General features: G+C 65.0%; 18 protein-coding genes and 2 pseudogenes. 8 read left to right on the top strand and 12 right to left on the bottom strand.

Annotated elements, in window-relative coordinates; all coding sequences use genetic code 11:
• The 3 genes and pseudogenes from AC1DX0_RS15380 to AC1DX0_RS15370 all read left to right on the top strand — a co-directional run.
• Positions 1-231: pseudogene (locus AC1DX0_RS15380) on the top strand (carbohydrate ABC transporter permease); the annotation flags it as partial.
• Positions 231-1043: a carbohydrate ABC transporter permease gene (locus tag AC1DX0_RS15375; protein ID WP_477222892.1), complete on the top strand. Its 813-nt coding sequence runs from the start codon at positions 231-233 to the stop codon at positions 1041-1043. The pseudogene AC1DX0_RS15380 and the gene AC1DX0_RS15375, both read left to right, overlap by 1 nt.
• Before the next feature lie 9 nt (positions 1044-1052).
• Entirely contained in the window at positions 1053-2114 is a 1062-nt protein-coding gene (locus AC1DX0_RS15370) for an ABC transporter ATP-binding protein (RefSeq protein WP_477222891.1), read from the top strand.
• A 26-nt stretch (positions 2115-2140) separates the two neighbouring features.
• Here AC1DX0_RS15370 and AC1DX0_RS15365 read toward each other — a convergent pair whose 3' ends face one another.
• The gene (locus tag AC1DX0_RS15365; protein ID WP_477355921.1) at positions 2141-3238 is read right to left on the bottom strand and encodes a CaiB/BaiF CoA transferase family protein; all 1098 of its coding nucleotides are present in this window, start codon (positions 3236-3238) and stop codon (positions 2141-2143) included.
• Positions 3239-3373: 135 nt separating this feature from the next.
• Here AC1DX0_RS15365 and AC1DX0_RS15360 point away from each other — a divergent pair, with 135 nt between their 5' ends.
• Both AC1DX0_RS15360 and AC1DX0_RS15355 read left to right on the top strand, forming a co-directional pair.
• Positions 3374-4396 carry an LLM class flavin-dependent oxidoreductase gene (locus tag AC1DX0_RS15360; RefSeq protein WP_477222889.1) on the top strand — a complete coding sequence of 341 codons (1023 nt, stop codon included), beginning with the start codon at positions 3374-3376 and terminating at the stop codon, positions 4394-4396.
• Between the two features lie 53 nt (positions 4397-4449).
• Positions 4450-5097, top strand: a complete 648-nt coding sequence (locus AC1DX0_RS15355; protein WP_477222888.1) for a ThuA domain-containing protein — start codon at positions 4450-4452, stop codon at positions 5095-5097.
• Between the two features lie 3 nt (positions 5098-5100).
• Here the strand turns inward: AC1DX0_RS15355 and AC1DX0_RS15350 are convergent.
• From AC1DX0_RS15350 to AC1DX0_RS15325, 6 genes and pseudogenes are all read right to left on the bottom strand, one after another.
• A pseudogene (locus AC1DX0_RS15350) lies at positions 5101-5276 on the bottom strand (precorrin-3B synthase); the annotation flags it as partial.
• Positions 5277-5321: 45 nt separating this feature from the next.
• Complete coding sequence (locus AC1DX0_RS15345) at positions 5322-7346, bottom strand: amidase (RefSeq protein WP_477222887.1); 2025 nt, start codon at positions 7344-7346, stop codon at positions 5322-5324.
• A 106-nt stretch (positions 7347-7452) separates the two neighbouring features.
• Positions 7453-8532 carry a Gfo/Idh/MocA family protein gene (locus tag AC1DX0_RS15340; protein ID WP_477222886.1) on the bottom strand — a complete coding sequence of 360 codons (1080 nt, stop codon included), beginning with the start codon at positions 8530-8532 and terminating at the stop codon, positions 7453-7455.
• Positions 8533-8595: 63 nt separating this feature from the next.
• On the bottom strand, positions 8596-9360 hold the full coding sequence (locus AC1DX0_RS15335) for an ATP-binding cassette domain-containing protein (RefSeq protein ID WP_477222885.1): 765 nt from the start codon (positions 9358-9360) through the stop codon (positions 8596-8598).
• A complete protein-coding gene (locus AC1DX0_RS15330) occupies positions 9357-10361 on the bottom strand; it encodes an ABC transporter permease (RefSeq protein ID WP_477222884.1) in 1005 nt (334 codons plus the stop codon). The genes AC1DX0_RS15335 and AC1DX0_RS15330 overlap by 4 nt, the downstream gene beginning before the upstream one ends.
• Entirely contained in the window at positions 10358-11356 is a 999-nt protein-coding gene (locus tag AC1DX0_RS15325) for a sugar ABC transporter substrate-binding protein (RefSeq protein WP_477222883.1), read from the bottom strand. Before AC1DX0_RS15325 ends, AC1DX0_RS15330 begins: the two co-directional genes overlap by 4 nt.
• Before the next feature lie 426 nt (positions 11357-11782).
• Between AC1DX0_RS15325 and AC1DX0_RS15320 the strand changes: the two genes are divergently transcribed.
• A complete protein-coding gene (locus AC1DX0_RS15320; protein ID WP_477222882.1) occupies positions 11783-12022 on the top strand; it encodes a hypothetical protein in 240 nt (79 codons plus the stop codon).
• Between the two features lie 79 nt (positions 12023-12101).
• Complete coding sequence (locus tag AC1DX0_RS15315; RefSeq protein WP_477222881.1) at positions 12102-12302, top strand: hypothetical protein; 201 nt, start codon at positions 12102-12104, stop codon at positions 12300-12302.
• Positions 12303-12318: 16 nt separating this feature from the next.
• On the opposite strand, the gene AC1DX0_RS15310 is transcribed toward AC1DX0_RS15315, so the two are convergent.
• The 5 genes from AC1DX0_RS15310 to AC1DX0_RS15290 form a co-directional block, all read right to left on the bottom strand.
• Positions 12319-13521 (bottom strand): alpha-D-ribose 1-methylphosphonate 5-triphosphate diphosphatase, encoded by a 1203-nt coding sequence (locus AC1DX0_RS15310; RefSeq protein WP_477222880.1) that lies wholly within the window; start codon positions 13519-13521, stop codon positions 12319-12321.
• Positions 13522-13722: 201 nt separating this feature from the next.
• On the bottom strand, positions 13723-14535 hold the full coding sequence (locus AC1DX0_RS15305) for a PfkB family carbohydrate kinase (RefSeq protein WP_477222879.1): 813 nt from the start codon (positions 14533-14535) through the stop codon (positions 13723-13725).
• Positions 14532-14681 carry a hypothetical protein gene (locus tag AC1DX0_RS15300; RefSeq protein ID WP_477222878.1) on the bottom strand — a complete coding sequence of 50 codons (150 nt, stop codon included), beginning with the start codon at positions 14679-14681 and terminating at the stop codon, positions 14532-14534. The genes AC1DX0_RS15305 and AC1DX0_RS15300 overlap by 4 nt, the downstream gene beginning before the upstream one ends.
• Positions 14682-14697: 16 nt before the next feature.
• The gene (locus AC1DX0_RS15295) at positions 14698-16284 is read right to left on the bottom strand and encodes a GMC family oxidoreductase (RefSeq protein WP_477222877.1); all 1587 of its coding nucleotides are present in this window, start codon (positions 16282-16284) and stop codon (positions 14698-14700) included.
• Between the two features lies 1 nt (position 16285).
• Positions 16286-17788, bottom strand: a complete 1503-nt coding sequence (locus AC1DX0_RS15290; protein WP_477222876.1) for an aldehyde dehydrogenase family protein — start codon at positions 17786-17788, stop codon at positions 16286-16288.
• A gap of 332 nt (positions 17789-18120) precedes the next feature.
• On the opposite strand from AC1DX0_RS15290, the gene AC1DX0_RS15285 reads away from it, so the two are divergent.
• On the top strand, positions 18121-19020 hold the full coding sequence (locus AC1DX0_RS15285; RefSeq protein ID WP_477222875.1) for a hypothetical protein: 900 nt from the start codon (positions 18121-18123) through the stop codon (positions 19018-19020).
• The last annotated feature ends 24 nt before the right edge of the window (positions 19021-19044 follow it).

Here is a 19044-nt window from a genome sequence, read left to right as displayed (position 1 = left end):
GCGCTGATCCGGGCGATCGACAGCATCAAGGCCTTCGACCTGTTCTACATCATGACGCGCGGCGGGCCGGCGCTGTCGACCGAAACGCTGAACTATTACGGCTACATCGTCGCCTTCACCAATTTCGACATTTCCTATGCGCTGGCCATCGCCGTCATCCTGACGATCTTCACCAATGTCGCGCTGCTGACCATGTACAGCGTGCTGTTTCCGAAAGCGGGAGAACGCTGATGGGCCGGCGCGCGGTTTTCTATTTCGGGCTGCTTATGCTTTTGCTGGCGGTGCTGTTCCCGCTCTACTGGGTGGTCGTGACCTCGTTCAAAACGACGCGCGATGCCTTCGCCATTCCGCCGGTCTGGCTGTTCAACCCGACGCTCGACAATTATCGCACGGTGTTTGCCAATCGCGGCTTCCTCAGCGCCTTTGCCAACTCCTTCATCATCTCCATCCTGTCCAGCGCGCTGGCGGTGGCCATCGGCTCGGTCGCCGCCTACGGGCTGGCGCAGCAACCGGGCGACCTGCGCCGTTCCAAGGAAAAGTTCATCCTCAGCCTGCGCATCGCGCCGGCGCTGCTGTTCGTCATTCCGATGTACTATCTTGCGACGCGCATCGGCGCGCTCAACCAGCACTGGCTGCTGATCGCCGCCTATGCCTTCGTGAATGTGCCGTTCGCCATCTCGCTGCTGATCACCTTCTTCGACGACATTCCGAAGGAGTTGCGCGATGCGGCCCGCGTCGACGGCGCGCGCGAGTTCAGCGTGTTCTGGCATGTCTATCTGCCAGCGGCGCGCGGCGGCATGGTGGCGACGCTGATCCTGTGCGTGTTGTTCACCTGGAACGAGTTCTTCGTCGCCCTGGTGCTGACCGGCCGCGACACGCAGACCCTGCCGGTCTCCATCACCTCGTTCCTGACCTTCCAGGGCATCCAGTGGGGCGCGCTGACCGCCGCCGCCACGCTCATCATGCTGCCGATGATCGTGCTTGGCGTTCTGGTGCAGGGGCAGATCGTGCGCGGCATGACGCTGGGCAGCGTGAAGGGCTGAGGGGATACGATGGCGAATTTGTCTATACGGTCGGTGTCGAAATCCTACGGTGCGGTCAACGTGCTGGACGATGTCTCGGTCGAGGTCGAGGAGGGCTCCTTCGTCGTGCTGCTCGGGCCATCGGGCTGCGGGAAGTCGACGCTGCTGCATGCGGTCGCCGGGCTGAACCCGATCGATTCCGGCACCATCGTCATCGGCGACCGCAACGTCACCAATCTTCCCGCGCGGGAGCGCGACGTGGCGATGGTGTTCCAGTCCTACGCGCTCTATCCGACCATGTCGGTGGCCGAGAACATCGCCTTCCCGCTGAAGATGCGCGGGCTCGACCGCAAGACGTCAGGCGAGAAGGTCGATGCGGTGGCGAAGCTGCTGCAGATCGAACCCTTGCTGGGGCGCAAGCCGCGTGAGTTGTCCGGCGGCCAGCGCCAGCGCGTCGCCATCGGCCGGGCGCTGGTGCGCGATCCCCGGCTGTTCCTGTTCGACGAGCCGCTGTCCAATCTCGACGCCGCGCTGCGCACCGAGTTGCGCGCCGAGATCAAGCGCCTGCACCAGTCGATCCGCCGCACCATGGTTTATGTGACGCACGACCAGACCGAGGCGCTGACGCTCGCCGACAAGATCGTCGTGCTCAAGGCCGGCAAGATCGAGCAGATCGGCACACCGCTCTCCCTCTATGACGATCCCGATAATGCCTTCGTCGCCGGCTTCATCGGTTCGCCGCGCATGAATTTCCTCAGGGCAAGCGTGGTCGAAGACGGGAAAGCCGTGCTTGTCGGCGATGCCAGGGTCGACGTCTCGCATCTTGTCGCGAAGCTCGTCGGCGGCCAGCAGGTCACGCTGGGCATCAGGCCGGAGCATCTCGACGAAAAGCAGGGCGTCGAGCTCGCGCTTGCAGTCGATGTCACCGAGCGCCTGGGATCGACCTCCTATGTGCACGGCGTGCTGCCGAGCGGCGAAACGGTGGTGGCCGAACGGCGCGAGGACCAGCCGCGTTTCGGCGAAACCATCACGCTGCGCTTCCTGCCCCACCGCACGCGCATCTTCGACGCGCAAGGGCTGCGTGTTCGCTGATCCTGCCTGACGCTGCCTGTCCGATTTCAATGGCTTGCGGCTGGATCCGCCAGTTCTGCGCGAATCTCCGCGCCATGCTCGTCGCGTGCGTGGCTCTTCGCCGGCGTCTTTTGCGCCCATCCGGAAAAACGTGGAGCGGCGGCGGCCTGCAAGATGCCGTCCACCGTCAGCCACGAACCGCGCGCGGCCATGTGCGGATGCAGTGCTGCCTGCCATGGATCGAGCACCGGGGAGACGCAAGCGTCCGAGCCCTCGAACAGGCTGGTCCACTCGTCACGGCTTTTTGTGGCAAAGATCGCCGCCAGCCGGCCGCCGAGCCGCGGCCAGAGATTGCGATCGAATTGGTCGGCGAATTGCGGATCGGTTGCAAGGCCAAGCCTGTCGAGGAACAGTGCATAGAATTTCGGCTCGATGCACTGGACGCTGATGAAACCGTCATCCGATGTGCGGTAGACGCGGCACCAATGCGGTCCGTCGAGAAGGCTTTGGCCGCGCTCGGCGACGAGGGCGCCTGACTGGCCGATCGCCATCAACAGGTTCATCATGTGGGCCGAACCGTCGACGATCGCCGCGTCGACGACGGTGCCTTCACCGCTCGATCGCGCGTTGATGATGCCGGCGAGCATGCCGATCACCAGATAGAGTGCGCCACCGCCAATATCGCCGACCAGCGTCGGCGGCGCCATGGGCGGCTCGCCCGGCAAGGAGGCGTACCAGAGCGCGCCCGACACGCCGGTATAGTTCATGTCGTGGCCGGCGGTGTGGGCGAGCGGACCGTCCTGGCCCCAGCCGGTCATGCGGCCGTAGACCAGCCGCTTGTTGGCCGCGAGGCAGGTATCCGGGCTGAGGCCGAGACGCTCCATGACGCCGGGCCGGAACCCCTCGATCAGCCCATCGGCGGTGGTGATGAGGCGCATCAGCACGGCGACATCGTCGGCATCCCTGAGGTCGAGCGCGATGGAGCGCTTGCCGCGATCGAGCAGCGAGCGTTCGGGGAGGCCCGGCACGGGCGCCTGTTTGCGATGGACGACGATGATTTCGGCGCSGAGATCGGAGAGCAGCATGCCGGCGAAGGGCGCTGGCCCGAGCGCCTCGATCTCGACGATGCGGACACCTTTCAGCATTCCACCCTCCACGGTGCTCACCCCCTGGGTATGGCGCACTTTGGTATCGCGCCCTTTCGTTGCGGCCAAGGCGACGGTGTGTAACCCCGCTGTTTTGGCATTGAAGCACGTGCCGCTCGCATATACTTCAGGGCCATGAAAAAAATCGGTTTCCTGTCATTCGGGCACTGGACGCCCTCGTCGCAATCGCAAGTGCGCTCGGCATCGGACGCGCTGCTGCAGTCCATCGATCTCGCCGTCGCCGCCGAGCAGCTGGGCGCCGACGGCGCCTATTTCCGCGTGCACCACTTTGCCCGCCAACTCGCCTCGCCATTCCCGTTGCTGGCGGCCGTCGGCGCCAAAACCAGCCGCATCGAGATCGGCACGGCGGTCATCGACATGCGCTATGAGAATCCGCTCTACATGGCCGAGGATGCGGGCGCGGCCGACATCATCGCCGGCGGGCGGCTGCAACTTGGCATCAGCCGCGGCTCGCCCGAGCAGGTGATCGATGGCTGGCGCTATTTCGGCTACGAGCCACAGGAAGGCAAAAGCGACGCCGACATGGCGCGGCATCACGCCGAGGTTTTTCTCGACACGCTGCGCGGCGAAGGCTTTGCCCAACCCAATCCGCGGCCGATGTTCCCCAACCCGCCAGGGTTGCTGCGGCTCGAGCCGCATTCGAAGGGCCTGCGCGAGCGCATCTGGTGGGGTGCTGCCACCAACTCCACCTCGGAATGGGCGGCCAAGCTCGGCATGAATTTGCAAAGCTCGACGCTCAAATTCGACGAGAGCGGCAAGCCCTTCCATATCCAGCAGGCCGAACAGATCCGGATCTATCGCGACGCCTGGAAAGCGGCAGGCCACAAGCGCGAGCCGCGCGTCTCGGTCAGCCGCAGCATCTTCGCGCTGGTCGACGACCGCGACCGCGCCTATTTCGGMCGTGGCAATGAGAGCCGCGACCAGATCGGCTTCATCGAGGAGAATACGCGGGCGATCTTCGGCCGCAGCTACGCCGCCGAGCCGGACGTGCTGATCAAGGAGCTGGTGCAGGACGAGGCGATCGCCGAGGCCGACACGCTGCTGCTCACCGTGCCCAACCAGCTCGGCGTCGACTACAACGCCCATGTTATCGAGGCGATCCTGACCCATGTCGCGCCGGCGCTGGGCTGGCGCTGACGGCCGCGCCGTGTAACCATCGATCGCGGCGGGCGATTCAGGAGGTTCACGGCATGGCGAAGAAGGCCCTGATTGCCTGGGGCGGCTGGGAAGGCCACACGCCCGAGCGCAGCGCCCATACCATTCGCGCGCTGCTTCAGCGCAACGGGTTTGATGTCACGCTGGGCCAGGGCACGGCGATGTTCGCCGATACGGAATTGCCGTCCTTCGATCTCATCGTGCCTGTTATCACCATGTCGACGATCGAGAAGGCCGAGCTGCAGAACCTGACGCGTGCGGTTCGCGAGGGAAGCGGGCTTGGCGGCTTTCACGGCACGATGGGCGACAGTTTCCGCAACGAACCCGACTATCAGTTCATGACCGGCGGCCAATGGGTCGCGCATCCCGGCAACATCATCGACTATCGTGTGGTGATCACACAACTGGACGACCCGATTACCAGGGGTGTCAGTGATTTCGCCTACCGGTCGGAGCAGTATTACATGCATGTCGACCCGAGCAACGAGGTGCTGGCGACGACCACTTTCACCGACGCGCATTTCCCGGGCATTGATGGTGTTGTCATGCCGGTGGTCTGGAAGCGCAGGTATGGCGCTGGGAAGGTATTTTACAGTTCGCTTGGGCACACGGCGGATGAGTTCGCGGTGCCGGAAATGGCGTTGATTGTGGAGCGCGGTTTGCTTTGGGCGGCGAGGGGGTAGCAGCAACGGTGACGCCCTACGGCGCCCCCCCTCTGTCCTGCCGGACATCTCCCCCACGAGGGGGGAGATCGGCTGTCATCGCGGCCTTCGCTAATCTCCGATGTCGCTGGAAGAGAGCCGGCGTCSAAGCTGCCAATCTCCCCCCTCGTGGGGGAGATGTCCGGCAGGACAGAGGGGGGCGTGACGGAACTCGACGGTGAATGTTGCGCGTTTCACCGCAACCCTCACCCAATCCCACCCGTGACCACATAGGCTCCGGCGCTGCGCCCATCCTCCAGCCGCACCACCGCTGTCACGATCGAGCCATAAGAGCCGCGCCAGATGCTGTGGAATCGCTTGTGCTCGGCGGTGGGAACGAGGGTACTCGCGCTGAAGCGCGCGCCGCTCCGGTGCATCGCGACGGCCTCTCCATTGACGTGCACCTTGATGCTGGCGTTCTCAGCCTCTGTGTCGTTGAGCAGATCAAGCGTGATAGCGATCTCGTCCCGATCGCCCGAAGTCCGCGCATCGGCGGCAAGCACGATTGCCAGCGGTGGCGCCTTGCCATCGCCTACTTGGGCGGTCCGCCCTGAAAACACATCATCAGCCAGTTCCGCCGTGCGTGGCGGGCTCGTGCGGCGCTGTGTTGATTGCTCGTAATCGCCGGCCATGCGCAGCAGCCTTTCATCGTCATAGGCCTTGCCGGCGAAGGTCAGGCCGACCGGCATGCCGATGTCGGCCATGGTGCCCATCGGCACGGTGACGGTTGGGATGCCGAAATGGCGCCAGACCAGATTGCCGTTGGCGACCCAGGTGCCGTTGCGCCACGCTAGCGCCGCAGACGCCTCGTTGATGTCGGCATCGGCCGGACCGACATCGGCGGCGGCGGGCAGAACCACGGCGTCGATGCCTTGTGCATCGAGCCAATCCTCGAAATCGATCCGCCTTGTCGCCTCTAGCCCCTTCAGGCCGTCCTCCAGCGTTGGAATATCGGCGAATGGCGTGACGCCGGATTTGGCTCGCTCGACATATTCCGCCAGGTCGAAGCCACCCTCGTAGCGATCAGGCAAAGTGCCTGGCGGCTGCGGAAAGATTTTGGGGCCGTCGACCGAGGCGAGATCGGGAAGCGCCGGGTCGGCATTGGCGCGCAAAAAATCGTCCCAGCCCCAGATGCAGAGGTCCCAGAGTTCGTGGTCGGCGAATTCTTTCGGCACCAGCCCGCGCTCGACCAGGGTGCGGGTGCCGGGGCGGTCGCGCTCATAGTTGGAGACGACGGGAAAATCGACCTCCACCACTTCGGCGCCAAGCCTCTTGAGATCAGCCGCCGCCTGTTCCCATAGCGCCAGCACGGAAGCGCGGGTTTCGATCGGTTGATCGGCCCCGCTGTCTCTGCCGATATACATTCTGGGCACGCCGAGCCGCTTGCCCTTCAGCGAGCCGGCAAGCGCCAGATCGGTATAGCGTTGCGGCCGTACCTCGGAACCTTTCGGCAGGGCGACCCAGGACTGCGCGCGCCAGAAATCGCCTCGCGTTTCCGGGTCGTCGGCGACAATGATGTCGAGCAGTTCGAGCATGTCGGGCATGGTCCGCGCGTGCGGCACCACGACATCCATGGTCGGCACCAGCGGCCAGTTGCCGCGCACGGAAATGACGCCGCGCGACGGCGTGTAGGCGACCAGCGCATTGTTGCTGGCCGGCGCGCGGCCGGACGACCAGGTCTCCTCGCCGAGTCCGAAGGCGCAGAAGCTGGCGGTCGTCGCCGTGCCCGAGCCGTTGGACGAACCGGATGCAAAGGCTGCGGTCAGATAGTCGGCATTGTAGGGGCTTTCGGCGCGGCCATAGACGCCGCGCTGCATGCCGCCATTGGCCATGGGCGGCATGTTGGTGAGGCCGATCAGCACCGCGCCGCCGGCACGCAGCCGGGCGATGGTGAACGCGTCCTCATTGGCGATGAGATGCTCGAAGGCCGGCGAGCCGGCGGCCACCGTCAGGCCCTTGACTTTGTAGCTGTCCTTGGCGGTGTAGGGGATGCCGTCGAGTGGCCCGAGCAGGGCACCATCGCGGCGCCGTTGGTCGGAAGCGGCGGCCTCCTCGAACATCGCTGGATTGAGCACGGGAACCGCGTTGAGGCTGATGCCGTGGCGATCGAAATGCGCGATGCGCCAGAGATACGCACCGACCAGTTCCACGCTGGTGATGAGGCCGTCCTCAAGCGCACAGCGCAATTGGTCGATCGTCGCTTCGACGAGATGAAGGCTGGCGTCGGTCATCACTGGTTCCAAACTGTCGTTTCGACACTATGGATGAGCGAGCCCGCCGGCTTCGGCAAGAGCCAATCAGCAGTCTTTGTTTTTGTAGCCGTCCTTTCGGCCCGGTTCAGCCGCTCTCCTTCATGCGCTCGATAATCTGCGCCATCAGCGCTAGGTCGCGGCGTGAATCGGCGAGGTCGGTCAGCGGCTTCGTGCCTTCGGCGATATGGCGATGGAAAATCTCCAGCTCGTTGGAGAAGGCGTCGCCATAGAGCGGCCCGAAGCTTTTTGTCACCGGGCCGAGTGAGCCGGCGTCGGTCACCTCCAGCCGGGTCGGCAGGCTGCGGATATAGGGCGTGTCGTAGATGATGCGCACGCGCCTGGTGTTGGAGCGCACTTCGATCATGGCGTCGAACAGGCCGAGATCATCGACCACCGCGTCGTAGAGGCAGGCGAAATGGCCGTAGTCGAAGGTGATGCTGGTGTTGGCGCCGCCATTGGTGCGGTGCGCGGCCACCACGCCTTTGGGTTCGCCAATGAGCCCGCGCATCGCCGAAATGTGGTGCGAGGAGAGAGCCGTCAACCCGCGATAGGCGCGCACCAGGTCGGCGGGGGCGTCGGCGCCGACGACCTCGCGGATCAGTGCGTCCCGCTCCTTGGCGCCGCGCGCCAGCAGGGCAGGGTCGATGTCTCGGGGATAGAGGACATTCTGGCTCTTCTTGAGGAAATGCCGGCCTTCCGAGATCAGGTCGAAGATGCGGACATGGGTGATGTCGGCATGGGCGGGGAGTTCGTCCCTGGCCGCCAGATAGGCCGGCGCGTAGCGGCGCATGTAGCCGACGAACAGGGTCTTCTTGTAGGCCGGCATCAGCGCCAGCAACTCGTCGATCTCGCGCACCGTGAGACAAGCGGGCTTTTCCAGCAGGATATGCTTGTCGGCTTGAATCGCCGCGCGCACGAAGCGGCTGTGGGTGTCGTCGGACGACAGCACGAACACCACATCGATATCAGGCGAAGCGATCAGCGCCTCGGCGGTTTCGAAGGCTCTTGCCGTCGCATGTTGCGAGGTGATGAGCGTCACCAGGCTTGGCGACACGTCGTATACGCCCGCGATTTGCCAGCGGTCGCGCTGGTCGGCCAGCACAGGCAGATGGATCGACTGCGCGACTTCTCCAAGACCCACAAGTCCGACACGAAGTGGTGCCACTCTCAAACTCCTTGATTTCATTTCCGGCCCAGGCGGCCAACGGTTGATTTCACGATTGGGCGGTCAGGCCGCGCCGGTGACCAGCGCGACGAGCTCATTGCCCGTGGTCTCCGAGGCGCGCACGGTCGCTGCCATCTTTCCAGCCCGCATCACCCAGATCTGGTCGGACAGGCGCCGCACCTGATCGAAATTGTGGCTGACCAGGATGACGCTCACCGACTGTTCGCGCAGGCGCCGGATCAGCGCCTCGACATTGGCGGTTTCCTGCACGCCAAGTGCGGCGGTCGGTTCGTCCATCACCACCAGCTTGGCGCCGGAGCCGACGGCGCGGCAGATCGAGATCGCCTGCCGCTGGCCGCCCGACAGGCGGCGCACACGCTGGTTGATCGACGGCACGTTGATCGACAGGCGCGACAGCATGGCGCGCGCCTCGCGTTTCATTGCCTTGCGGTCGAGGAACGCGAAGGGGCCGATGCGGCGCACGAGCTCGCGGTTGAGAAACAGGTTCTGCGCCACCGTCAGTTCATCGATCAGCGCCAGGTTCTGGTGCACGGTCTCGATACCGGCTTTGCGCGCCCCGTCCGGGTTGGAGAAGGGATGCTCTCGGCCATCGAAGACGATCGAGCCGGCATCCGGCACATGCACGCCGACCAGGCAGCGGATCAGCGTCGACTTGCCGGCGCCATTGTCGCCGATGACGGCGGTGACCTCGCCGCGGCGGGCCTTGAAGGCAACGTCGGTGAAGGCGCGCACGCCGCCAAAATGCTTGCTCAGGCCGTCGCAGGCGATGATCGCGTCGGAGGCAGGGGAGGGGCTGACGGCGCTCATTTCTGGTACCGCATGATCAGCGCCGCCAGCACCACGATGGCACCCACGGCAAGCGGTTGGTAGAAGGCCGAGACGTTGAGCAAGGTCAGGCCGTTGACGAGTGCTGTCAGCATCAGCGCGCCGATGGCCGGGCCCAATATGCTGGCGCGGCCGCCGAACAGGCTGACGCCGCCCAGCACCACCGCCGCTACCGAATTCAGGAGCAGGCTGGTGTTGATCTGCGGTTCGGCCGAACCGATGCGGGCGACCAGAAGAATGGCCGCTAGGCCGGCGCAGAACCCCGAAATGGTGTAGGCGGCGATCTTGACGCGGTTGGTGCGGATGCCGAGCGCGCCGGCGCTCTCGACCTGGCCGCCGGTCGCCAGCAGATGGACGCCAAAGCATGTGTGGTAGAGTGCGATATGCGCTGCGATGACGGCAGCGATCGCCACCCAGACCGGATAGCCGAACGGCCCGAACGAGCCGGAGGCAAGGCGCAGCAGGAAGGTCGAGCCGACCATGGTCGGTTCGCCGCCCGACATGATGAGACCAAGCCCGGTGATGGCCGACAGCGTGCCGAGCGTCACCACGAAATCGGGAATTTTGCCGACGGTGATGATCAGGCCGTTGAGGAAGCCGATGGCGCTGGTGGCGAGTACCGCGAGCACGCAGGCGATGAAGATACCGTAGCCTACCGCATTGACGAGGCCAAGCACGATGGCGCCAAGCATGACGGCGGCGGCCAGCGACAGGTCGATGCCTGAGGTCGCCACCACGAAGGTCTGGCCGATCGACAGCACGGTCAAGATCGCCGACGCCAGCAACAGCGCCTGCAAATTGGCGACGCTGAGAAAGACCGGCTGGGCGATGCCGAAGACGATGACGAGACCGACCAGGCCGACGACGGATGCCCAGTCGGCCCAAAAGGAAGGATCCAGGAGGAGAGCCGACAGGGAGGGGCGGCTCTCCTCCGCCGCGCCCGCCGAATGGGCGACGGGCGCGTTGTCTGTGGAATTGCTCACTTCAGCATCTCGCGGAAGGGATCGGGATAATCGCCGCCGGGGCGCGGAAAATTCGTCAGCGAGGCATCGGCATTGGCCTTGTTGATCAGGAGCACAGGTGCGGGCACGTTGGCGGGCAGTTCCTTGCCCTTGGCGGCCAGCGCACAGGCTTCGACCCCCATGGCGCCGACGACATAGGGATATTGCGCCACGGTGGCCGTGAGCTCGCCTGCCGCGATCGACTTCAGCGCATCGACGATGCCGTCGAGGCCGATCACCTTGACGTCCTTGCCGGAGGTCTGCACGGCGCGTTCGACGCCGAGCGCCATGATGTCGTTGGCGGCGAAGAATCCGGCGAGATCGGGATGGGCGGCGAGGATGTCGGTGGCGGCGGTCAACGCCTTCTCACGATCCCAGTCGGCGCTCACCATCACCACCACCTCGAGCTTGCCTTCGACAGCCTGCTTGAAGCCCTTGATGCGGGCGTTGGAGCCGACATCGCCGACGATACCGGCGATCAGCGCGACCTTGGCGCCCTTCGGCACCAGCTTCAGCATTTCCTCGCCGGCCAGCGCGCCGGCGGCGACATTGTCGGTGCCGATATAGGTGGAGACGGCAAAGCCGGCGGCCTTGGCCTGTTCGGCGTCGATGGTCGAGTCGATGTTGACGATCGGCTTCTTCTTCTGGGCGACCGGCACCAATGCCTGGACGAGGTTGGAGACGCTGATCGGGTTGACCAGATAGCAATCGAAATCCTGCATGGCCATTGCGGTCAGGCGATCGGCCTGGCCGGTGGCGTCGCCCATATTGGCGGCGGCCTGGACGCTGACATTGACGCCGTTGGCCTTGCCCTGCTCCTCGATGCCCTTCTGCATGGTTTGGAAAAAGGGGTTGTCGAGGCCCTTGACGATGGCCGCGACCTTCGCCGCGTCCTCGGCATGGGCCGAGACGATGGTTGCCAGCAGGCCCGCGCCAAGCAGTCCTGTGCCGAGCTTTAAGCCATTAAATACGCTCATGGTTTTCCTCCTCCTTATTGTTTGATGTGCCGTCGCATCAGTTTCGGTGTTCGGCGAACGAAATGGCCGACAGGACGCAAGCGACCCCAACGCTTGGTGTCACGAACTGCCGACACATCGCTGCCAGCCGCTGGATATGCGGCTCGTGGCCCGGTGCGGGCGCTCGTTCATGTCAGGCATTGCTCCTCCCAGAGCGCCGGCTGATGCCTTGCCGGCGTTTGCGCATGTTTCAGAAAAAATTGACACGCGTCAAGATTTAAAATGGTGCGAAGTGATTTTCACCGCTCCGCCGCACGACATCGCTCGCATGTCGGCCGGCGCCAGTGGCACATCCGTTCCATGGTCATAAAAGAAGCATCAGCCGTTGCAACTTTCGGCGGGCGGTGTGCGTTAGGGATTTTCTCAGGGGGGGAACACGAGGTTGCATTGGACCGCTTTGAGATCCTGAACGAGCCGTCGGGCAGGTATTCCATTTTCGACACGCAATTGCCGGCAATGCAGGGAGGCAGGACATTCATCGGGCGCTACCGGTACCAAGTGCCGCTGGTCCTGCTTGCAGCCATGGAAGCGGACGGCAAGCCGTGGGCGCCGCCTTCGCTGTCATCGCTGAGCAACTGTCAGACAAATAATACAGATCCGACACACCAAAACGGCTTGCAGACGTAAGCTGAGGCTCGCAGAAGTTGCGCAAAAAGCATACCGTTGAAGAAAAACTTATATCGTCATCCAGCATGAAAGGGGAATCATGCCTGACCAGAATGCTCTGATCCGCGCCGCCATCGGACGGCTGCTTTCCGAGAAAACCGGAATGGCGGTCATTTCCATGAGAGAGAGTATTACCGAGCTGCTGGCCATAACCGGTGCGACGCTGGCCGTCGAAACCCTGCAAGACCTGCTGCTGGAAATGGCTGAAGTGCGCGGCATGATGGTCGCGCTCGACGTTTGACTAGACCAGTTCAAGACTAGACCAGTTCAAGTTCCTCGAAAACCGCGAACGGCTGCAATCGGCGATGGCTCAGCGTGCCGTCGCCGTAGATCATGCGGCCGGCGCGGAAGGTGGCACGCACTCGCGGCACCGGCTGGCGGTCGGCGACGACAAGATCGGCCAGAAGGCCGGTCTCGATAGCGCCGCGATCGGTGAGCCCCAGGGCGTAGGCCGGGTTGGCGCTTGTCAGCGCTGCCGCCGCCGCGAGGCCATCGTCGCGCAGCTCCGCCAGACCAAGCACGGCCGGCAGGATCGAGGCGGGGTGATAGTCGCTGGCCAGCATGTCGAGCAGCCCGGCCTCGTAGGCCTGGCGGGCGGAAAGATTGCCGGAATAGGACTCGCCGCGCAGTGCGTTGGGCGCGCCCATGGCGGTGTGCATGCCGAGCCTGCGGGCTTCCTGCGCCGCTTCCAGGGTCACCGGGAATTCTGAGAGCGCAGCACCCAGGCCGTGGACCAGTTCCACCTTTTCCAGCGTGTCGTCGTCATGCGAGGCAAGCACGATGCCGGCGGCTTGCGCACGCGCCGACAGATCCTGCAGGGCGTTCAACACATCGCCCTGGCCGTTACGGCCGGCGATGCGCTTGCCGACGACCTCGGATGCGTTCGCGACGGACATGCCGCGCTCCTTGGCGATGCGGGCGATGTAGAGTTCGACGTCGCGGTATTGTCCCTGTCCGGGCGTGTGATCCATCAGCGAGATCAAATGCAGCCTGCCGGCATCCATCAACTTCTGCAGCATGGGAAGCGCCGGGGCGAAGGTCACTTCGAAGCGGGCATGGATGCGGTGGTCGACCAGCAAATCGTCCTTCATGCCGGCAATGGTGTCGATGATATCGGTCGTATGGTCTTCCGAGCGCAGCACGCCACTGGTGACGCTGGCGCCGATGAAGGAAAGCGCGGCATAGGCAGTGGTGATGCCGCAGGAGGCGAGCTTCTTGTCGAGCTCGGCAATGCCGATCCGCATCGGCACATGCACGCCGGTGCGCGGCTCGACTTCCTTCTCGACCATGTCGCCATGCATGTCGATGAAGCCGGGCAGCAGCAGGCGGCCGCCGCCTTCGATGTCGGCATGCTCGACAGGCTTGTCGCGAATCTCGGCGATCCGGCCGTTCTCGATCCTGATCGCGCCGTTCGGGATGACGCGGTCGCGCAGGACAATTTCGAATTCACTCAGCCACATCAGGGTTCTCTTCGATCGACAAGGTGGGCGACATCGTCGGGGTGTGGAAGACCAGGATCATGGCGATGATGCGCCGGCTTGCCGCGCCTCGATCACGATCTCTCCAGGATCATTGCGATGTTTTCTAGTTCACTCGAATGCCGGTTTCCATTTGATTTTTATGACATTTTCATGAAAGCCGGTGTTCCCGGAGCGCTTGGCTCAGCCGGTACGGGATCGTTCCGACAGCCATTCGGCGGTTTGCTGGCTGGCCTGTTCGGCGGAAAGCTCGAGGCTGAGCCCTTGTAGCAGGCCGTGCAGGAAGACCCCGGTGAAGCAGTCGCCGGCACCGATCGTGTCGGGCACGGAGACCTGCTTCAACGGCGTGACGTGGTTCAGCACCTTGCCGTCATAGAGCGATATCGGGCGCGTTCCATCGGTCAGCACCAGTGTCTTCAAGCGTGGCCCGGCGATCCCTGTTGCTCGCTCCCAGATCGCTCGCGTGTCCTCGCCGGGAAAGTCGGCGCGCGATCCGATGACGATGTCGGCCGGACGCGGCGAGGCGCTGCGCAGCGGAAATTGCGAAATGACAAGCGGAATCGTCTTCAGAGAGGCGATGAGGCCGGTATCGAGCACCAGGGCGTTGAGATAGGCGGCGTCGCCGCTGACAGGCTCCGGTGCGGCGAAGGGCGGGCGCATCTGGCCGCCGGGGTTCAAAATGGTGCGCTCGCCATTCGGCTCGAGCAGGATTTCGGTAAACCGGGTTTCGCCGGCCCAGATGGTGACGGTGCCGGTATCGATGCCGCTCGCCTGCAATGTGGCGAGCGCTGCCCGGCCATGGTCGTCGTCCATCAGATTGCTGATCAGCCGAACATGGTTGCCGAGCCTGGCCAGTTGTGTGCCGGTATGGAAGCCGCCGCCGCCGAGCCTGACGCTGCGGTTGGAATAGACAATGCGCGCGCCCGAGGCGAGGGGCGAGGACAGCGACCAGACCTGGTCGTAGTTGACATGGCCGACAACGATGACTGTGCTCATGGTCCCTGCTTTTTCGCCTTCTGGTTTTCGCCCAGGCCCGGCGCCAGCGCATCGACGATGATGCGCTGCGCGAGCAGGCATAGCACCAGGACCGGCACCAGGGACAGCAGGCTGCTCAACGTGCTGGCGCAGGCGGCGAACGCCAAGGACTGCGCAGCCTGGCTACACCCCGAGAATAAAATCGGCGCAGCGGTCGGCGATCATGATCACCGGGGCGTTGGTGTTGCCGCTGATCAGGCGCGGCATGATCGAGGCGTCGCAGATGCGCAGGCGCGGGACGCCGCGCACGCGCAGTTGAGGATCGACCACCGCGTCGTCGTCGCTGCCCATCCGGCAGGTGCCGCAGGGGTGATAGACGGTCTTGGCGTGCTCAAGGATGTGATCGACGATGGATTGATCGGAAAGATCGGCGTCCTCGCCCGGCGATAGTTCCTCGGCGATCACCGCCCGCAGCGCCGGCTGGCGCAGGATATTGCGGGCGATCTTCATGCCGGCGAGCAGAAGGGCGAGATCGTCCGGATCGGACAGGAAGCCGGTGGTGAAACGGATCGGGTCGGCCGCATCGCGCGAGCGCAGGCCGACCGTGCCGCGCGATTTCGGCCGCAGTACACACGGGTTGAGCTCCATGCCGTGGCGTTCGATCGAGCCGTGTTCGGCGCTTTCGATCATCATCGGCAGGACGTGGAACTGGATGTCGGGTCTTCCGTCGCCATCGGTATCGAAGAAGCCGCCGCTCTCGACGACGTTGGAGGTGAGCAGGCCGGTCCGGAACAGCAGGTATTGCAGACCGTGGCGTAGCGCCCGCAGGCCGCGGTCTTCGCCCAGCAGCGAGATCGGCCGGCGTGTCAGCGCATAGACGGGAGCGGCGACATGGTCCTGCAGGTCGCGGCCGACCGCGGGCATGTCGCGGATGACGGGAATGCCGAGCGACGCCAGATGTTCGGCCGGCCCCAGGCCCGACAGCATCATCAGTTTCGGGGTCGCCAGCGCGCCAGCGGTGAGGATCACCTCGGCCTTTGCCGTCGCCGCATGGCTTTTGCCGTCCGACGTGGTGTAGGCAAGGCCGCTCGCCGCGCCGTTTTCCAGCGTCACGCCGGTGACCAGCGCATCGGTGACGACGGTGAGGTTGGCGTTGCCGGCCAGCGGCCTCAAAAACACCTTTGCCGCCGACTGACGCTCGCCGTTGGCGGTCGTCGTCTGGTAGAAGCCGACGCCTTCCTGCTCGACACCGTTGAAGTCGTCATTGTAGCGATAGCCGGCCTGTTGCGCGGACTTGACATAGGCCAATGACAGCGGGTGGCGATGGCGGGGATCGGAGACCGGCAGCGGTCCCTCGGTGCCGTGGCGCTCGCCGGCCAGGCGCTCATTGCGTTCCAGCCGCCGGAACACCGGCAGCACCTCGTCCCAGCCCCAGCCGGGACAGCCGAGATCGCGCCAGCCATCATAGTCCTGTGGCTGGCCCCTGATGTAGAGCATGGCGTTGATGGAGGAGCCGCCGCCCAACGTGCGGCCCTGCGGCACCGGCAGCCGGCGGCTGCCGACGCTCGGCTCCGGTTCGGATTCGTAGATCCAGCTGCGCGCCGTGCCGATCACCTTGGCGAAGGTGGCGGGCATGTCGATGAGGCGCGTGTTGTCGGCCGGGCCGGCCTCGACCATCAGCACGCGCTTGCCCGCATTGACCAGCCGGTTGGCCAGCGTGCAGCCGGCCGAGCCGGCGCCGGCGATGATGTAGTCGTAGTCGGCACTCATGTCAGGCGTAGCGCATGATGACGGTCTTGGTCTCGAGATAGCCGTCGATCGAGGCACGGCCATGCTCGCGGCCGATGCCGGACTGCTTGAAGCCGCCGAACGGTGCCGCGGGGTCGAGCGTGTTGTGCGAATTGACCCACACCGTGCCGGCCTTGAGGCCGTGGATGGCGGTCATCGCCTTGCCCATGTCGCGGGTCCAGATCGAGGCCGAGAGGCCGTAGCGCGTGTCGTTGGCGACGCGGATCGCCTCGTCGAGATCGGCGACCGGCATTGCCGCCACCACCGGGCCGAACACCTCCTCGCTGGCGATTTCCATGTCGGGGCGGACATTGTGCAGGATGGTCGGCGCCACATAGTGGCCCTTGCCGGGCACCGGCCGCCCGCCGCTGACCCGTTCGACGCCGGCCGCCAGCCCGCGCTCGACAAAGCCCTCGACGCTTCTGCGGTGCTTGGCCGAGACCAGCGGGTTGATCTGCGCCTCCGCGTCGCGGCCGGCACCCAGCGTCATGCCGTCGGCGATCTCGGCCAACCGCGAAAGCGTGCGGTCGTAGATCGACTTTTCGATGAGCAGCCGCGAGGCCGAGGTGCAGACCTGGCCCTGGTTGAAGAACATGCCGAGGCCGGCAATCAGCGGCTCGATACCTTCCTCCATATCGGCAAGCAGGATCATCGGCGATTTCGAGCCGAGCTCCAGCGTGAAGCGGGCGACGCGGTCGACCGCGGCGTGGCCGACGCGTTTGCCCACTTCCGTCGAGCCGGTGAAGGTCAGCTTGTCGATGCCGGGATGGCGGATCAGCGCTTCGCCGGTGACAGAGCCGCTGCCGGTGACGATGTTGACGACACCGGGCGGGAAACCAACGGCCTCGATCAGTTCGGCCAGCCTGAGCAGGCCGAGCGGCGTTTCCTGCGGCGGCTTCAGCACCACGGTGCAGCCGCAGGCCAGCGCCGGCGCGATCTTCCACATGCCGATCAGCAGCGGAAAATTCCACGGCACGATGGCGCCGACGACGCCGACCGGCTCCATCACCGTCATCGCCTGGTGTTTGGCGCCAGGCGGCACGGGGATGGAGACCTGGAAGGTCGAGCCCTCGATCTTGGTCGCCCAGCCGGCATAGTAGCGCAGCCAGTCGACAGTGCCGCCGGCGCTCAGCATGCGGGCGACGCCGAGTGATTTGCCGTTCTCGATGCTTTCGATCTCGGCCAACAGGTCGGCATCGGCCTCGACCGCGTCGGCGAGTTTCAGCATCAGGTTCTGGCGGTCGACCGGCCGCATCGACGCCCAGGGGCCGTCTAGGGCGGCACGCGCCGCGCGCACCGCCTGGTCGACCAGTTCAGGGCCGCTTTCAGGGACATGGGCGACGATCTCGCCGGAAGCGGAGTCGTCGACGGCGAGGCATTCACCGGAGAGCCCGCCGACGAAACGGCCATTGATGAAGGGCCGGTGCGAACGCGCCAGGAAGGTTGCGGCGGCAGTGCTGATCGGCGGCACAATTCTTTCGTTCACGCCATCCTCCTCGATGTTGATGAACACAGTGCAGCGAGGGTTATGGAGCGTATCGGCCGGCTTCAAGCCAAAGGCAGCACGAGTTCGCGTTCAGTCAAAACAAAGTTCCCGCTCGGACAAGACGCTCGGTCCTTCGCCGGTCCAGATTGAGGAACGGATCATCGCCAACCCGGTCTCGCCGCGCCGCCCCCTCATCCGGCCGCTCCGCGGCCACCTTCTCCCCGCGGGGGAGAAGAGCAGGGCGCTGGCGCTGCAAGTCTCCTCTCCCCTCGGGGAGAGGTCAGCCGAGCGAAGCGGAGGCTGGGTGAGGGGGCTGGCTCGGAAGGGTGTAATTGAGCGCATTGCTGGGCAATCCGATGGTCACCACGGCGGCGCTGCCGCTTGTGCTCGGCATGGCCATGGCGCTGCTGGCGCGGTTCGCCTTGCCGCCATCCTCGCCCGTGCTCTCGCTGCTGTCGGCCGCCCTGCTGCTGTTCTTCTACTGGGACACGCTCGGTCCGCCCGTGGTGCCGCCGGTCGCTGCCAGCCAGAAACTGATCTATCTCGCCTTTGCCGGCATCGTCATGGGCCTGTTGCCCGAACGACTGCTCAGCGCAGCCGTCGCGGGCAAGTTTGTCGCTGCCGCGCTTGCGGCCGCGCTGTTGTGGCTGGGCTGGCGCCGTATCGCCGGCGGTGCACTCGACCTGCAGATGATAGCCGCCCTCATCGCCGGCCTGCTGACGCTCGTCGGCGCCGCGATGCTGCTGTCCCTGAAAGCTTCGCCATCGCCTCCGGCAGAGGAGCCGTTCCTGGTGCCTGCAGCCATGCTCGCTTTATGCCTGGCCGGCGCCATCATCTCGGTGCTCGGTGCCTCGATCGTCACCGGGCAGTTGTTGGGATCGCTTGCCGCGCTCGCCGGTGGCTGGTGCCTGGTCCAGTATATCGCCGTGCTGCGTGGCGGGTCGGCCACTGCCTGGAGCAAGGGCACCGAGCTGATCCTCATCTTTGCCGCCGTCACCGTGCTGATCCAGGTCGCACTGCTGGCGCCGAAGGCCAATCCGTTGGCGCTCATGCTTTCGCCTCTGCCGCTCGCCGTCGCCGCGCTGGTGCCCGGCCCGCTGCGGGGCCTTGTTCCCGGTGCCCGGCCATTGCGGCCGCTGGTTGCCGGCCTGCTGATCGCCATTCCGGCGATATTGGCCATCCTGACGGCGCTCCTGTTTGCGCCGCACGGAGCCGCACTTGGCTTTTCCTGAGCCAGGGAATGACACCAACAATGG

The organism is Mesorhizobium sp. P3_A9 (assembly GCF_056402975.1).
Note: the sequence above shows the minus strand (reverse complement) of the source record. Positions and strands in the feature narration are given on the sequence as shown.

Bases quoted from the DNA above. Each gene is read 5' to 3' on its own strand.
- AC1DX0_RS15355 (WP_477222888.1), top strand. From the start codon at position 4,450: ATGGCGAAGAAGGCCCTGATTGCCTGGGGCGGCTGGGAAGGCCACACG.
- AC1DX0_RS15315 (WP_477222881.1), top strand. From the start codon at position 12,102: ATGCCTGACCAGAATGCTCTGATCCGCGCCGCCATCGGACGGCTGCTT.
- AC1DX0_RS15345 (WP_477222887.1), bottom strand. From the start codon at position 7,346: ATGACCGACGCCAGCCTTCATCTCGTCGAAGCGACGATCGACCAATTG.
- AC1DX0_RS15335 (WP_477222885.1), bottom strand. From the start codon at position 9,360: ATGAGCGCCGTCAGCCCCTCCCCTGCCTCCGACGCGATCATCGCCTGC.
- AC1DX0_RS15310 (WP_477222880.1), bottom strand. From the start codon at position 13,521: ATGTGGCTGAGTGAATTCGAAATTGTCCTGCGCGACCGCGTCATCCCG.
- AC1DX0_RS15325 (WP_477222883.1), bottom strand. From the start codon at position 11,356: ATGAGCGTATTTAATGGCTTAAAGCTCGGCACAGGACTGCTTGGCGCG.
- AC1DX0_RS15305 (WP_477222879.1), bottom strand. From the start codon at position 14,535: ATGAGCACAGTCATCGTTGTCGGCCATGTCAACTACGACCAGGTCTGG.
- AC1DX0_RS15295 (WP_477222877.1), bottom strand. From the start codon at position 16,284: ATGAGTGCCGACTACGACTACATCATCGCCGGCGCCGGCTCGGCCGGC.
- AC1DX0_RS15370 (WP_477222891.1), top strand. From the start codon at position 1,053: ATGGCGAATTTGTCTATACGGTCGGTGTCGAAATCCTACGGTGCGGTC.
- AC1DX0_RS15375 (WP_477222892.1), top strand. From the start codon at position 231: ATGGGCCGGCGCGCGGTTTTCTATTTCGGGCTGCTTATGCTTTTGCTG.